This is a genomic window from Adlercreutzia murintestinalis (assembly GCF_943192905.1).
GTDB classification, from domain to species: Bacteria; Actinomycetota; Coriobacteriia; order Coriobacteriales; family Eggerthellaceae; genus Adlercreutzia_A; species Adlercreutzia_A murintestinalis.
The window spans coordinates 1-16,235 of the sequence record NZ_CALPCC010000031.1 but is presented as its reverse complement, the minus strand read 5'-3'; the positions used below and the strand labels follow the sequence as shown (position 1 = coordinate 16,235).

At 59.7% G+C, this 16,235-nt stretch carries 8 protein-coding genes; 7 read left to right on the top strand and 1 reads right to left on the bottom strand.

What is annotated here, in order from left to right; translation table 11 throughout:
- Nucleotides 1–206: 206 nt before the first annotated feature.
- Nucleotides 207–392, bottom strand: coding sequence for a hypothetical protein (locus tag NFR19_RS08515; protein WP_251213367.1), 186 nt, complete (start codon nt 390–392; stop codon nt 207–209).
- Nucleotides 393–432: 40 nt separating this feature from the next.
- On the opposite strand from NFR19_RS08515, the gene NFR19_RS08510 reads away from it, so the two are divergent.
- The 7 genes from NFR19_RS08510 to NFR19_RS08480 form a co-directional block, all read left to right on the top strand.
- A complete protein-coding gene (locus tag NFR19_RS08510) occupies nt 433–8,784 on the top strand; it encodes an InlB B-repeat-containing protein (RefSeq protein ID WP_251213366.1) in 8,352 nt (2,783 codons plus the stop codon).
- A 63-nt stretch (nt 8,785–8,847) separates the two neighbouring features.
- Nucleotides 8,848–9,555 (top strand): hypothetical protein, encoded by a 708-nt coding sequence (locus NFR19_RS08505; RefSeq protein WP_251213364.1) that lies wholly within the window; start codon nt 8,848–8,850, stop codon nt 9,553–9,555.
- A 129-nt stretch (nt 9,556–9,684) separates the two neighbouring features.
- Nucleotides 9,685–10,473, top strand: coding sequence for a hypothetical protein (locus NFR19_RS08500; RefSeq protein ID WP_251213363.1), 789 nt, complete (start codon nt 9,685–9,687; stop codon nt 10,471–10,473).
- Between the two features lie 29 nt (nt 10,474–10,502).
- The gene (locus tag NFR19_RS08495; RefSeq protein WP_251213362.1) at nt 10,503–11,465 is read left to right on the top strand and encodes a hypothetical protein; all 963 of its coding nucleotides are present in this window, start codon (nt 10,503–10,505) and stop codon (nt 11,463–11,465) included.
- A 119-nt stretch (nt 11,466–11,584) separates the two neighbouring features.
- Entirely contained in the window at nt 11,585–14,881 is a 3,297-nt protein-coding gene (locus NFR19_RS08490; RefSeq protein WP_251213361.1) for a hypothetical protein, read from the top strand.
- 101 nt (nt 14,882–14,982) lie between these two features.
- Complete coding sequence (locus NFR19_RS08485) at nt 14,983–15,690, top strand: signal peptidase I (protein WP_251213365.1); 708 nt, start codon at nt 14,983–14,985, stop codon at nt 15,688–15,690.
- Nucleotides 15,691–15,852: 162 nt separating this feature from the next.
- On the top strand, nt 15,853–16,235 hold a 383-nt coding region (locus tag NFR19_RS08480), incomplete at its 3' end, for a hypothetical protein (RefSeq protein WP_251213360.1).

The following is a 16,235-nucleotide window of genomic DNA, read 5'->3' as shown; positions in this document are numbered from 1 at the left end:
CCCCCCCCCCCCCCCCCCCCCCCCCCCCCCCCCCCCCCCCCCCCCCCCCCCCCCCCCCCCGCGTCTCAAAGTGATTCCTCAGGCGCAGATTCGACCCAGACCGCCGCTGATGGCGAAACCTCCACCAGCGCTCCCGCGGGTAACGATTCAGCTACAAATGGCAAATCTGACGCGAATGCGTCCGTAAACCCCTACACAACCGAGCTCTACACCGACGCCCAAAAGGCGCCCGGCATTACGAGCATCTCCATTCCGGCCTCGGTTACCACCATCGACCCAGGCTTCTTCCAGCTGTTTCCCAACGCCTCCGCCATCAGCGTTGAGGCGGGCAACAGCGCATTCACCTCGTACAACGGTATGCTCTTCGGCACCAACGATGCCGGAGATCCCACTGACCTCCTCCTCGTCCCGGAGGGTCTGGAGGGCAATGCCGTGCTCCCCGACAGTCTGGCCAACGTCCCTGTTTGCACATTTTCCCGATGTTCAAAGCTTACGGCCATTCACGTCGAGTCGGGGAGCACCGGCGATCTCGCCCTTGAAGGCACGTCCTTCACCAGCCGAGACGGTATCCTTTATACCCATGGCGAACACGATGCCCTGGTGCTCGTGGCGGCTCCTGCTGGCATAGGCGCCAGCGCGAAGATCGCCGCCGAATGCACCATCATTGCCGAGGGCGCCTTCTGGGGCAACGAAGCCCTGCGCACCATCGTGGCTCAGGGCACGGTGGAAGGCATCGAAGTGAACCCGGTGTTCGACCCGAACGCTCGCGCGAACGCTCAGGGCGAAGGTGCGGCGGATGAACGCGGCGAAGGCGCTGACGGCACCGAAGGCGACGCCGCCCAGAGCGACACTCCCACGGCTCCCGTCCCCGCGTTCATGCCGCAGGTGGTGGAAAACGCCACCGTGGTCTCCCAGGACAACGAGCGCGGCACGTGGGAAGCGGCGGGTTTCACGCACTTTTCCCACCCCGCGCAACCCGGCGCCATCAGCGGCCCGGCCTGGGGCAACAGCGGGCTGTCTTACACGCTGCTCGACGACTTCACGCTGTCGGTGCGCTGGCAAGGAGACGCGCCAGCCACCACGGTCGAGATCCCTGCGCAGTCAGAGATAGACAGCGTGGCGTACAGCGTGTCCACCATTGCCGAGGGCGCGTTCCAAGACCAGAGCGAACTGACCAGCATCACCATTCCGAACAGCGTTACCACCATTGGCGCGCACGCTTTCGCGGGCTGCAGCGCCCTTGCCGACGTAGCTGTGCCGGGCAGTGTGGCCACGCTCCCCGAGGGTGCGTTCAAAGACGCCACCGCCCTGCGCCAGGTCTCGCTCAACGAAGGCGTGCAGGAGATCGGCCAGCAGGCATTCGCGGGCAGCGCCGTTGAGACCATGTTCTTGCCGCGCAGCATGCGCACCGTTCAGGCGGAGGCGTTCGCGAGCTGCCAGAACCTGAGCGCCCTGGTGGCGCTGGGCAATGTGGCAACCGTGAGCACGACGGCCATTGCTGACACGAACGGTGTGAGCATCTATGTGCCGTTCAACGCCGACGAGGACTACGCATGGACGACCGGCCTGCCCACCGCGGGCAACCACCTGTTGCCCTACGGTGTGAAGGTCGCGCGCGACGTGTTCAACCTTGAGGAAGGCCAGTCGGCCGACCTGTTCGCCGAGGGCGGCTACGCCTACGCGTCCGATCAGGCCCAGCTGCAGGTGTCCTACAAGGGCAAGGCGGTGACCGCTGATGCGAGCGGCACCGTTACCGCGAAGATGCCCGGGTCGTCCACGGTGACCGCATCGGTGGTCTTCCAGGACCGCACGCTGGCATCTGCCACGTGCACGGTCAAGGTGGTGCATGCCGCCGTTGAGGATGGCGAAGGTACCGAAAGTGGCGACGGCGATGGCGATGGCGCGAGCACCGAAGAAGGCGGCGAAGATGACGCGGAAGATGATCAAACACCGCCGCGTCCCGATATGGTGTCGCAGGATGTTCCGCTAGAGACGGAAGTCAAGGAAGACCCGGTTGAATCAGAGCCGACCGAACCCAAGCGACCCACTATGGTCAGCCAGGATGTAACGGTAGAAACAATAGATCAGGTCGAGGTTGCTGCAAACGAGGATAAGGACCCCAAGGTGCCCACCGCTGACATCATGTTCAACGAAACGGTGTTATTGACGAAGCCGGGCGACGAAGCTGCTGCTGAGGCGGATAACGGGGCTGCTAGTGAAGCGGGGTCTGAGGCCGAAGGCATGCCGGAGACTGAGCCTACGGTTGACGACCAGCAGAAACAAGGAGTTGACAATCAGGCAGATGCAATGTTTAACACTGCAGCACCCGCTGATGTGATGGAGGCTGTGGAGCCAACCGAGGAAGAGGCATCTGCTGGCGCTGATGGCATAACTGAACCGGTCGAAGAGGATACTGATCTTGAGGACGGGCAAGAAACGGAAACTGACGCGGAAGAAACCGCGCAGCCCGATGCATCTGACGAGGTAACGATATCCGACGAGCCTGTTTTTGAAACACCGGCAGGCTCGTCACTGCGTCAGATATTGACTGATCTCCCGAGCGTATTCCTGCCAGGGGGAGTTCCGTCAGACGAGGACGAGATAGCATCGCTAGTTGATGAAGGGATAAGTTTATTTGCGGATGCTCGGGCGAGTGCAGCGAAAGTCACTCTCAATCCAAACAAAGGGTATTTTAGGTACTTCTTTGTGCCCGCCGATAACACCGAGACCACTCCTGACTCGTGGTCTTTCAAGCTTGCAATAGGTGAAGTTCGTACAACAACCGGCACGCATAGTATCTCACACTTTGGTCATGCAGATCATGGCGGGGCAGATGGGCACGGCTACTTTCATACAACACGTACAAATACGGATGGTCAATCCTTTAAAAAGGCGCAAAGATGGGGAGAGATCAACGGGAAAAGCGCGTACTGTTATTCGGTTCAGGCGTTCAGAGACGGCTACTATTTCATAAAGTGGACAAAATCCAAGATAGGAGGAACAAAATCCTCAGGCAATACCACTGGTGTTAGCGGCACACTTTATGCTAATTGGAAACCGAACCCATATCAAGTTAGTTTCAATGGTAATGGAGCAACGTCTGGCTCAATGAATAACCAGTCCATGACTTACGATATAGAAGCGAATTTAAGCGCTAATGCGTTCGTGCGGCCTGGATACACGTTTTTGGGTTGGTCTACATCATCAACTGGTTCCGTTAACTACACCAACCAGCAAAAAGTAAAAAACTTAACAAAGGTAAAAGAGCAGACAGTTTCCCTTTACGCTGTTTGGCAGAAGAACCCGATTGTCACATGGAATGCTAACGGCGGCTCATGGTCTGACGGGACTAGCACAAAGACTCAGGAATTCGTGACGGGCAAGCCGGTGCCTGTCTATACCGCCCCATCGCGCGCGGCCTATACCTTTGCGGGCTGGAGCACGAATCCCAATGCTGCGTCTGGCACTACCAGCGGCAATATGACGAATAGCATATCCGCCGATGTAATCTATTACGCAACCTGGAAAGCCATCGAATATGTCATAACCTTTGATAGTAAAGGAGGCAAGTTCACCTCGTCGCTAGTCGGCTGGTATAGCAATGCTGCATGCAGCACAGCTGCTACTGCAAATAGCGGAGTGATCTATCGCAAATTCACCATTCTGACCAACGGGATCAGTTGGCCTACTGTTGAACGTGATAATTGGACTTCGACTGGCGTTGTGTACTCAGGAGATCTTGTTTCTGGAAAGGGAAGCGGGGTGAAGGGTTTTGTTTCTGGGGTTCCTGCGCTCCATAGTGGCTTTTCAGGGACAGGTTGGTGGGGGAACCTTACTGTCACTGTTCCTTGGAGCGCCCACATCACGGTGCAATGTAGCAAGCCTGCCCTAAGTCCTTCCGGCACGAATAATTCGAACCAATACCTTTACTACTATGATTTCAGCAACGGTACGAAGTTTTTTTCCAAAAATGGTATCTCTGGCGAATGGGGCGCAGCTTCTTTACCCAGACTCGCTCAAACCACGGCCACTCAGTGGATCACCTCAACTCCATCAGCTACGGCATACTCGTTGAACGGCTTCTACGAAAAAGACAAAACAACGGCGAGCTTGCGGGTCACTTCGGGTGGGTATTTTGTCCAAACGGGGGACATACAAGGTCACACAACATGGGAAGCTCGCTGGACTGCGGTGCAGTATACCATCACGGTATCTGCGGAGAACGGCACCTTCTCATCGTCAAGTTTGAGCGGGTGGTACAGCAATTCTGCCTGTACCACTTCGGCGACCACTAGCTCAAAGACGGTCTACCGTAAATTCACCGTCGAGGATTCAAGTACGCGAACACTTCCTACAGTGACTCGTAGCGGCGGTTGGACATTCTGTGGGTGGCAGTTAACGGATAATCTGGCGACCAATTGCAGCAGCAAGATAAGCACCAGCTATTCGGGGTATAGTAAATATGTTGCGGGTAATCCGCTCTCTACGAGCTTCAAAAGCATAACCGGTACGGGATGGTATGGAAATGCGACCATTCGTGCAGTATGGCGCACGACGCTGACGATCGATCGTAGTGCCCCATCGGATGCTACGGGTATGTCAAACACATCGAAGATGTATTTGTATTATTATGACTGGCCCAAAAATGGCAGCACCGATAACGGAGATTTTTTCTCCAAGTACAGCACGTCTGGACATACCATCACCACAACTGCATCCGACTCGACGAATAAACTGAATACATCGGCTGGATCTCTGTGGCTCAGTGCGAGCAGCCTCCCAAGTTCAGCTAGCTACAAGCTGAAAGGGTTTTATTCCAGTAGTACCGGCGGCACAGAAAAACTAACCTCAAGTGGAAATCTGAAGGCCACGATTACCAGCTTATCGGGTGCCACGACTTGGTATGCACAATGGAACCAGACATATACCATCACGCTCGATCCCAATGGTGGCTGGTTTAGGAGCGGGTCAGAGCCTGAAGAGATACTCTATACCCAAGACTCGGAAGACGTTCCTTTCTATGATATAGACGATTCCTCTGATAGTTATACCCCCACCAAGTCCGGCGCTGTATTTGCGGGATGGAAAATGGTGGAGTATGACACTACCGTAAAATATCAAGTATATCGGGATTCTGCGGGGAAGGGATGGTATACGTCCGCAAACAAGAAGCGCTTTACGAAGCGAATGTGGATGCAGCCCAATGTGGCAGGTGAGTACTCGTACGGTAATTGCACGTTCCGTGCCGTTTGGAAGCATACCGTAAGATTGTCCACGAATGCGCCTGATGAGGCTCAGCAAACCATCACCGGAGGACATACGTCTCTTGATTATTACACCGACTATGGCTTCTGTTCTGCTTTAGCTCCGACGATGTCTGATTACTCACTCGAAAATCTTGGTTTTTCGTACCGCTGGTGGCTCAACAATGCGTGGGCTGGGAGTACCAAAGCCGTGAATGTACCATCGGATTCTTCGGAAAGATACATATTTAAGGGGTTCTATCCAAAGGATCACAACAGCGCGTCTGAGCCGATGATCGATAGTTCTGGTTATCTTGATGCCTCTGGTGTGTATACCTGGCTTGAGCATTACGGATGGCAAGATTTCATGCAGACGTGGGAAGCAAAATGGGAACGACGGACCATTGAAATTAAATGGGACTTCAACACGGGGTCCGCTCCCCCTGGCTACTACTATGGTTCTTTCATGGTGGGATATGGTTCCGCCGAAGCTCCTGATTGTGATTCAGGCGATGTGAACGGTAATCGCTGGTGCTACTACATGCCGTATAAGCTCGGATGGGATTTTGCAGGATTCTATCTTGAAGATATTCTTGTGTATGATTACGAGCGCCGGTCGACTTCCCATTATGGGCATTTGCAGTATGTGTCTGGCGTGAATTTTACTATGTTGTTTGATGCCTACCGTGGGACGAAAGAGCTTACCAGCGTGACCCTTAAGGCCAAATGGACTCGCTCTATTAAGCTTGATATGAACGAAGGTAGTACCGCAAACGGAGGAACTGCGTACTACATTGATGTGACGTACGGAGAAAAGTTACCGGAATCATTACCGGAATACGTTGAGAAAGGTAAAGGACCCCAGGATAAGCCGACGGGTGCAACGTGGTCCTACTGGTCTGTCTGCAATACGAAGGATGTTCTTACTTCTGGCTATATTGAATACTACGATAGATACGGGAACCGACTCTTCAATGAAGACATAACTTCCGACTATGCTCCGCCCAGCACTCTCTATGTTCTTTGGATGCGCACCATCCAAATCGATGGTAACGGTGCAGATGGTGGCGTGAATGCTTCGGGACAACCGATTACGCTTGCAAATGCCATTAAAGCCATGGGCTTTACCAAAGATGGCCTGTATAGTTTCGATAGGATCCACACGCGGACCGGGTACCGGCTCACGGGCTATTACACTGCGCCTACCGGAGGAACTAAAGTTTGCGATATTGAGGGCTACCGTGCGTCATGGATCGATCCTTATAAATCGGCTACCACCATTCAAAGCACCATCTATGCGCAGTGGGAGAGGTTAGAAGCCTACATTGCCTTTGATGCGAATGGAGGTACGGGAGCCCCGGACCGGCTGTCTGGGTATCCGGGCGAGGCGATATCGAATAGAACGCTTCCCACAAAGACGCCCACGCGTGATGACTACAACTTCGCTGGGTGGTATACGGCGAAAGAGGGAGGCTCTTCGATCACGCAGTTGCCGGCCACCTTCGCCGAAGGCACCACAACGTACTACGCCCACTGGATCGAGAAGCCGCTTTCTGCCGTCACCATCAAGGTGTACGACGACGAGAACGAATTCGGTGAGGGAGGTTACCTTGCCGCAGACGATGGAAGCCTGGTGACCGAGCGCACATGGAACCTCAAGCCCGACACTGGCACCATTGCATCAATAGAATCGGTGGCGCGTCAGGGATTCAAGCTGGTTGGTTGGTATTCCGAGGACGCTAACGGCAATCGTACCTTGGTCTCTACGTCGGGCAAGTGGGCACCTACGCGTCCGACGGGCGGATGGCCTGCGCAATTGAATTATGCGGTCGTGTTCAAGGCAGACACATATACCGTCAGCTATCGTTGCTCGGAGTGTGGTGCTCTCAACCATGACGCCCAGAACCCCTGCAAGCATGTGATCTCGATCGCTGAGCTGCCCACCACCTTCGATATCTACGATGTCATAGACGCTGATCCGCCTTTCGGTGTGGATGCGCCGCAGATGCAGCCCTACTATGACTTCCTAGGGTGGACCGGTACAAACGTGACCGACGACCAAGAGTACGCCCAGTGGATACCCATCGACAGCATGGGCAACAAGACGTACACGATCAACGTGCAGCCGCACCGCTACACGTTGCGGCTCAACAGCAGCCCGGGCGTGTGGAACGGCTCGGCGCCGACCGGCTGGCAGCTTTCCGGCACCACCATGTCGCGCGGTTACACGGTTGAGGATGCGCCGTTCGAGCTGCCCCTTCCGCAGCGCAATGGCTACAGCTTCAGTCACTGGGCGTTCAGTCAGGGAAGCGGTCAGGGTCAGAATGTCTACCCGGGTTCGCCGCAGCGACTGGACACTACATTCACGCCGAGCACGACCGCGTACGGGTCCATTCTGTACGACGCTGTATGGACCGATGACCCGTACCAGATAAGCTATGTGCTCTCGGATGATCTGGGCACGGGCACGCTGCCCGAGGGTGCGGACAATCCGCTGGCGTACAGTGCTGAGTCTGAGGACATCACGCTGCCCATTCCGTCGCGCATCGGCTACGACTTCACGGGATGGACCGAAGAAGAGCCAAGCAATGGCGGCCTGCGCGTTCTGGAGGGCGACACGCCGCAGATCGACGTGGTCATTCCGCATGGGTCGTGGGGCAATCGTCAGTTCGTGGCGCACTGGCGCGCATATGAGTACGACGTGGTGTACGACCTTGACGAAGGCCATTGGGAAGACCCGCAGCCGGATAACCCGCAGGTGGCTGTTTACGACCAGTCGGTGACCATAGAGAAAGGGCCTAAGCGCACGGGCTACATCTTCAAGGGATGGCGTGTGATCTATGAGACGCTCAGCGGCCCTGCGACGCGCGACGTGAAGCCTGGCGATGTGCTGGAGCGCGCGAACCTGGTGATCGATGCTGGCGTGCCGGCATATCCCGATGTGCCCATCAATCGCCATGCGAGTGCCACCATCGAGGCGGTATGGATTCCCAACCTGTCGGTTGATGTAGTGGTCGGCAGCGAAGGCGTGCACATGGGCGTGCAGCTCAAGGGCGGCACTACGCGCGAGCCCTTCGAGACTACCGATGGCACAGCTACGCTGCGCAATCGCTCCGATGGCGCGCTCAAAGTGGTATCGGTCACGCCGAACGCTTCCAGCGACTACGACGCTTTGAAGGCCGACGCCTTGCAGCTGTTCCGCGAGGAAGGAAACCTTGCGCGGGCGCAGTTCAACGTGCGACCAGCGCGCGGCAATGTGGCCACCATGCAGGTGGGCACCTTCGGCATTGCAGATGCAGATCGCAGTCTCACGCTGATAGATGACACCGCGTACAGCAGTCCGGATGTGGATGCGACAGGTCCCAACCACGCGCGCAACTGGATGATGGAGGCAGCTGGCAGCGGCAACGAGGACTTGCGGCTGATCTACCGGCTTGACATGGGCACGTTGCAGCCCAACGACATCGACCTGAGCGGAGCGGCGGGATCGCAACTCCACGTAGCTGACCTGGTCTATAAGGTGGCGCTCGTCTTGCCCTAAGGCAGGCGAGCCCGCCTTTAAAACCCAACCGAGAAATGCAAGACCCTAGAGAAAGTGCACCCAATGCCAAGACAAAACGACAACCATCCTTTCAACAGCGACTCGTCGCGCCCCGAGCAGATGCCCACCGTGAATGCCTCGCGCAGAGCTGCGAGCGGTGAGCCGGGCAGCGTGCGCATGCCGGGCGCTTCCGGCACGAGCAGTGCGAGCGGCATGCCAGGCGCAGGCGCGGCAAGTGCGGCGGGCGCGGGCACTGCGGGGCAAGCGCACCCCTCGAATGCGCGGCGCAACGTGATCATCGTGGTGGCTATCTTGGTAGTGGCGATCGCGGTGTGGTTGTTACTGTGGCTGTTCGCCTGCAACGGATCCTCGCTGTTCGATCCTAACGCTCAGACAGGACAGGCCCCCTACAAGACCGACGAAGAGATACAAGCCGAGCTTGACCGCGTGGTCGAAGAGGGCATGTTCAACATCGCCATCGCTTCCACCATCGAGTTCGAGGACGGCACGAGCGAAGGCACGGCTTACATCGAGAACGTGCCGGGCAACCACTACAACATGCAGGTGACCATCACTGAGGATGCCACGGGCGACGTGCTCTACGAATCGGGCGTGCTCGCGCCCAACCAATACATCGAGAAGATCGCGCTGGCCAAGGACTTAGATCCTGGGACCTATGAGGCCACGGCAACCTTCCACGCGCTTGATACCACCACCTTCGATGAGGTGGGGCAGGCCCAAGCGCTCGTATCCATGGTGGTTGTGAACTGACACAAATGCGCGCAAGAACGCGATCTGAGGTCGCGCGTGCATCCGGTTGAACTGAGGTCAAACGCGCATCGGGAATGCGCTTGACATAAGCAAGGGCAGAAATGGCTTGAAGAATAAGGAGGAAAAGCCATGAAGAAGACAAGCAAGCTGTTTGGGGCTATCGCGCTTTCAGCAGCACTTACGGTGGGTTGCGCCATGCCCGCGTTCGCCGCACCGCAGGCCAACGCAGACGGCGACTATGAGGCTGTGGTGGAGTGGAACGAGGACACCGACGGCAACATCATCCCCGAAGAGATCGAGGATGGCGCTGATGGCGCTACCAACACGCCGGTTTACATCGACGTGAACCGCTCCAACATCAACGTGGCGGTGCCCATCGAGCTGCGCTTGGTGGCAGAGACTGCAGGTGGCAACCTAATCTGCCCCTCTGACGGGGTCTATGGCGTGTGGAACTACTCCACCAACACTGCCGTCTACATCAACAAGGTAGAGGTCGGCTACAACGATGACGTCAACGCCAATGGTGTGAATTGGGAACTGGTGACCGATGCGTCTCTGGTCGGTGATGGCGTTGAGGCAGCGACTGCTGCGCTGGGCAACTTGATGGTGACGCTGAGCGCGCCGAATGCAACAGGTGGCGCTGACAGCTACGTGCTGGACGTTGACAACCCGAAGGTGCCCACGCAGGCGACCGCGTGGAAGGTGGGCAAGTCTGGCTACACCACCGAAGGGGACGGCTCCCAAACGCCTACCGGCACCAAGTTCGTGCTGAACTTCGACCAGGTGGGCAGCCAAAGTTCCATCGTGCAAGACGCTGATGCCGCCAACATCCTCAGCCAGGGCGATGGCGCCTCCAAGGCCGCAGCGGATGCCTTCAAGCTGAAGTACACCATCTCCACGGCACGCCCCAAGGCATAAGGCGCGAAGCGTAAAGGAGCGTGTAGTCCATGACGAGGCAAGGCCGCAATAAACGCGATCAATACGTTCAGTCAGAAGCTCCCCTGCAGGGTGCTGGATACGGGGCGTCTTCGACTGAGCTGCCGCAAACGCGGCCTTACTCGCCTGTGGCGGCAGGCCCTGCTCCGTCGATGGGACAGGCGGCGGTGTCGGGCATGCGCGCGCCGGATGGCTCTGCGGTGACAGGCTATGCGGCGCAAGAACAGCCGGGGGTGCAAGGGTATTCCCGCCCCATCGGCACACAGGCCTCAGGCTCGTACGCCTACGCTGCGGCGCATACCCCTCATGCGCAGCAGAGAGCTTATGCAGTAGGTGGCACGCCTCAAGTCACATCGGGTGTTGTGCCAGGTGGCGTGGCAGGGGCGGCAGGTATGCCAGGAGCGCAAGCAGGAGCCTATGCGGGCGCGCCTGTCTATGTGCCGCCCCGCACCTCGGTGTCGCCGGAAGAGCCCAAGCGTAAGAAGCGCCGCGCTGCCTTTTGGATCGCGCTCGTCATCGCCATCCTCGCCATTGTGGCAGCGGTGATGTTGGCGTTCATGCTGCTCAATCCGGCCAAGAGCAGCCGTTCGGGAGACCTCGGCCAGCTTGAGGGCAAGACGGCCGCCGAGGTGCAGGCGGAGCTCGACCGGGTGGTCGAAGAGGGCATGTTCAACATCTCCATTGCGAGCACCGTGGAACTTGCAACGGGTACCAGCGAAGGGGAGCTGCGCATCGAGAACGTGCCGAACAACAACTACCTGATGCGGGTGGAGATCGCGCGCGATGACACGGGGGAGAAGATCTATGAGACCGATGTGATCGAGCCGAACCATCACATCCAGTCCGATGTGCTCGACGCGGACCTGGACCCGGGAAGCTATGAGTGCACCGCCACCTTCTTCGCGCTGGATCCGGAAACCGAAGACGAGATAGGGCAGGTGGCCGCCGCCATGAGGATCAACGTGCTCGGGTGACGAGAAGAGGCGAAAACGCGAACACGTGCGCACGATGGCACGAAGCGAAGAGAGCGTCTACCAGGCGCGCAGAGGCAAGACAAGGGATTTGGGAAGACTGGGAATCGCGAGGGTTCATCATGGAAAGCTTGATCAAGAGAATCGCACGCACCGCTCTAGCATGCGCGCTAGCAGTAGGGCTGGTGCCTGCGGGCGCGTTCGCGCTTGCAGCAGGTGCACCTGAGGCCGCTCAAGCTGCCCCTGAGGCATCGGTTGGGCAGACGGTGCGTACATCGGTTGCAGATGGGCAGGATGGCAATGCGAGCACAGGCGTCTACATCGACGTCATCGACGACTTCGCCATCATCGAGCACACGGAAAACTTCATCGCAGAAGGCGAAGATGAGGCGCTCGCGCACACGGGAGGCGCGCTCTATGCCACGGTGAGCGGGGGATCGGGCGTGGCTTCTGTCACTTGGAGCGTGACCGATGCCGATGGCAACCCAGTCGGCACCTTCCCCGCGCAAGGAGGCGAGGGCGGCCGCTACACGTTGCCGCTTGCCGTGGGCGAGACGTCAGGTGCGCTCAACATTGCCGCGCCGTGCGAGTATACCTGCGTGTTCGAGGCGGTGGATCGCTCGAATGCGCGCGTGAGCTGCACAGTCACCTTCCAGGTGCTGGCAACGGGCACTACGAGCGACTATGGCGCCAAGACCATCTATCAGAACCACGACGAGACCGAAGGCACCACGCCGGTCACCTTCACCGAACCCTCCGCGGCAGGTCTTATTCACAAGTACGTTCAGCAACTGAGCGCTACCGAGGCGCACGCTGGAAGTGCCACCTACGAGGCGCTCTCGCGCATCGCGGCCGATCATGCCCAAACGCAGCCCCAGCAAGGCTCGTACGACATGCATGCGGCATGGACGCTGGGGGCCTACGCCAACATTGCGCCTGCCGATGATGCGGCGCCGTACAAGGGGAACCTGTCGGTGGTCATACCGTTGGGGAAGGCGGGCAATGGCGCGGGCGATGGCGAAGGTGATGGCGCGGGCGCATCCTCGGCCCTTGCTGCGGGCAGTCGCGTCACCGTGTTCAGCTTCGGCGAGGCGGGTGCGCATGAGCCCTTCGCCGCGGTGGTCGAAGAGGATGCTGAAGGCCACCTCTACGTGCGCTTTGAGACCGCAACGCTCGGTGCGTTCGCCGTGGCCTCATGGCGGGCTGCCACCGAGGGTCCCGATGATCCCAACAATCCAAGTGCTACCCGCATCAGCGTGACCGCCCAGGCAGAAGGCCCCGGCTTCATCAACTACGAAGGCACCTACACCTGGCCGCGTGCGGACAAGACGAAGCGCTACATCTTCACGCCTGCGGGTACGAGCCGCCTGGCAAGCGTGACGGTCATGGCAGACGACGCTCCCATCGCGGTACCTGAGACCACTCTGGTCGCCGGGTATCTTGACCTTGACCTGGAGGCCATTCCGGCAAGCGTCTCTTCGGTGACCATCACGGCTGTGTTCCAAACGACGGACCCAGGTGACACCTCCGACGAGCACGCGCTGCGCGTGGTGGTCGAAGCGGGCACGGGCAGCGTTGCGGTCAACGGCGAGAACGCCATCGGGCGCGTTTTCCGCGTGAATGCTACCGATATGGTGGAGCTCTCCTTCACGCCCGAGCTGCCAAGCACGAGCGTTGAGAGCGCCATCCTCACCTTAGAGGGTGCAAGCGCTCCCATCTCGCTCAACATTGCGAACAACACCGCATGGGTCGGCAACATCGCCGCAGATGCTACCGTGACCGTGCGCTTCTCAAGCGAGCCTGCGGTGCCCGATCTGCGCTTCGACGTGGCGCTTGAGGTGGTGGGCGGCCACGGCTCCATTGACGTGCCCTTCGAGCAGGGGGCGGCCACGCAAGCATCGCGCTCGGTGAGCGAAGGCGGCGCGGTCACGTTCGCCCTGCATCCTGAGGCGGGCTACTCCATCTACACCGTGCGCGAGGGCGCGGTCGATCTGAGCGGATTGCTCTTGCGCAGCGCTTCAGGGCTCACCTTCCAGCTGCCCGATGTGCACCGCGATCACAAGATCGAGGTCACGTTCAAGAAGGCTGAGGACCAGCCGGGCGTGGTGCCGAAAGACGAGTACGTGACGCTGGAGACCACCGGCGAAGTGGAAGCGGGATCTTCCTTCACCACGCCGCCTGCGGTCACGCCGCCTTCGGTGATCGTGCAGAAGGGCGGCTCCTACGACGACATCTCCATCATCCCGGCGAGCGCGAAGAGCGTGCTCTCGAAGATCTGGAAGAAGGGCGCAAGCGACCTGACCTGGACCGATATCACCGCGGACGCGGTTTGGACGCCGTGGCCTCACCAGCCTGAGGGCAGCACGGTGACCGGCTACTATGCGCTTGCCGTGAGCGGCATGGACGAGGATACGTTCGTGCGCGCGGTGTTCCGCGATTTCCGCGAGGGCGATGAGGTGCGCGAACCTACGCCGACGCGCAACATCCGCATCAATGTGACCGGCGAGGGCGGCACGGTGTCGCCCAACACGGTGGGCAAGCCGCCGCTGGTGGTGCCGGTGGATAAGGCCATCACGGTGGTTATCATCCGGCAGGATGGGTGGTATCTGTCTTCGATCACCACCACCACGCGCGGATCGGTGCCCGAGGCGGTGGATGCCAGCGGTACGCATAAGCTGACGCGCGCCGCCGAGGGCGGCACCACGGGCGAAGGCAGCGTGGGCGGCAAGGACATCCTGGATGGCGACACCACCTGGCAGATTCCGGTAGGCGACGACGATGCCGACTACACGTTCTCGTTCGCGCCGGATGGCACGATCATCGGGCCGCCCAGTTCCAGTAGCAGTTCCAGCGCGGGGTCCAGCTCTGGGTCCAGCGCGGGCAGCAGCGGATCAAGCTCGGGCGGCCAGAACGGTGGCACCTCGCAGAATCCTGGCCCCTTCACCGTGCGCGCATATGTGGATGCAGGCGCCGACGGCAAGACCCACGGCACGGTGACGCCCAGTTATGCGGTCAGCGTGCCCAAGGGCGACTCTTACACGTTCAGCTTCACGCGCGACATCGGCTACAAGGTGGGCTCCATCACCGACAGCACGGGCCGCGTGCTCAGTACCGGCGGTGCCTCCATGCGCAGCTTCACGTTGACGAACGTGCAGGCCGATACTGAACTGCATGTGAAGTTCGTGGCGTATACGGTGTCGGATGCGCTGAGCCCCATCCAGCGGATGGCCTTGCGGGCCACCACGTTGGCGAAGACGGGCGATTTGGCGGCACCCGGCGTGCTGGGGTTGCTGTCGGTGGCGTTCGCGGCAGCGGGCGTGGCAGTGCTGCTGGCTCGTCGGCGGCGTCGCGATGAAGACGCTGCGGTGGCGGTAGATGCGGGCGGCAGCGCGAGCGGTTCCGGCCCGAGCGCAGGCTAACAGCCATGAAGTGTCTGATGCGGCATACGCGCAGGTGCAGGGCCGGAGGCCTTAGGCGGCTGGCCCGGCAGACGGGCACGCGGATAGGCACGCGGGTGTGCATGTGTGTGTGCGCATGCGCGCTGGCTTTCGCCACGTCGATCCTGGCGCTGGCGGCCCCGGCGCTCACCCTGGCCACCCCTGAGCCCGCTTTCGCCGATGCGAAGACGACCTCGGCGGTGGGCGGCCCGCTCATGATCGCGGGATGGTCGGCGGCGCTGGTGGCCACCGGGTCCATGAACTCGGTGATCCCGCAGGGCTCGCTCATCGTGACCGCGCCAGTGGAGGAGGCCGAGCTTTCGGTGGGCGACGACATCACGTACATGTCCAGCTCCACCACCACGGTCACCCATCGCATCATCGAGGTGGTGGACAGCACCGAGGTCGCGGGGCATCGCGCCTTCATCACGCAGGGCGTGGACAACAGCGCGCCCGATCAGACGCCGGTCGAGGCGCAAAACGTGGTGGGGCGCGTGGTCTTCCACAGCCATGCGCTGGGCGTGGTGCTCGGATTCATCCGGGCGAACTGGCCGCTTTTGGTGGCCTTCGCGCTCATTGCGTGGGGATTTTTGAAAGTGATGCATCGGATTCAGAGGTCAGAGGCGAAGGAGCCTGGTGCTCCAGCGCTGACTCCGTCCGTGCAGATACAGGCGGCAGGTGTGGTGCGACGCGATGGTCGCGCACGTGCCGCCGGGCCCAAAGGAGCCGCGAGCATTCGCTGCTATTACATGAAGGAAAGGGGACGGCAGGTTTTGGGCCACCGGGGATGAGCGGCCGTCGCGGGGGCGGCGGTTGCGGCGGAATGCCGACACGCGTGCGCGGCGGGCGAGCCGCGGTGCGGTGACAAAAGGGATGGGACGGTGTCCCGATAGATGCCAGTGGATGCACGGGCGCAGGTGCGCGCATCGACGACGAAGGGAAAGGGAAGCTTTATGGGAATCATGAATCAGAACCAGGCGCCGCCGGGTGCCTACGAGATGAGGCCGGGAGCGGCGGGCGCTGTTGGCGGCATGGGGGCTGCGGGTGGCGTGAGCGGCGTTGGCGCCATGAGTGCCGCTCGGGCATCAAGCCCCAAGAAGGGCAAGAAGGCGAAGGTGGCAGGTGCAGCAGCGCTGGCTGCAGTGTTGGCGCTTTCGTCAACTTTCGCATGGACCTCGTTCAGCCAGCAGGCAACGAATGAGTTCCGTGCCGAGGCCAACGCAGGAGGTCGCTTGCATGACGACTTCTCGTTCACGCAAGCCAAGAAGAACAAGGACATCTACGTTGAGAACTTCACGAGCGAGGAAGATGGCGCACCTATCTTCGCGCGCGTGCA

Bases quoted from the DNA above. Each gene is read 5' to 3' on its own strand.
- NFR19_RS08505 (WP_251213364.1), top strand. From the start codon at position 8,848: ATGCCAAGACAAAACGACAACCATCCTTTCAACAGCGACTCGTCGCGC.
- NFR19_RS08500 (WP_251213363.1), top strand. From the start codon at position 9,685: ATGAAGAAGACAAGCAAGCTGTTTGGGGCTATCGCGCTTTCAGCAGCA.
- NFR19_RS08495 (WP_251213362.1), top strand. From the start codon at position 10,503: ATGACGAGGCAAGGCCGCAATAAACGCGATCAATACGTTCAGTCAGAA.
- NFR19_RS08490 (WP_251213361.1), top strand. From the start codon at position 11,585: ATGGAAAGCTTGATCAAGAGAATCGCACGCACCGCTCTAGCATGCGCG.
- NFR19_RS08485 (WP_251213365.1), top strand. From the start codon at position 14,983: ATGTGTGTGTGCGCATGCGCGCTGGCTTTCGCCACGTCGATCCTGGCG.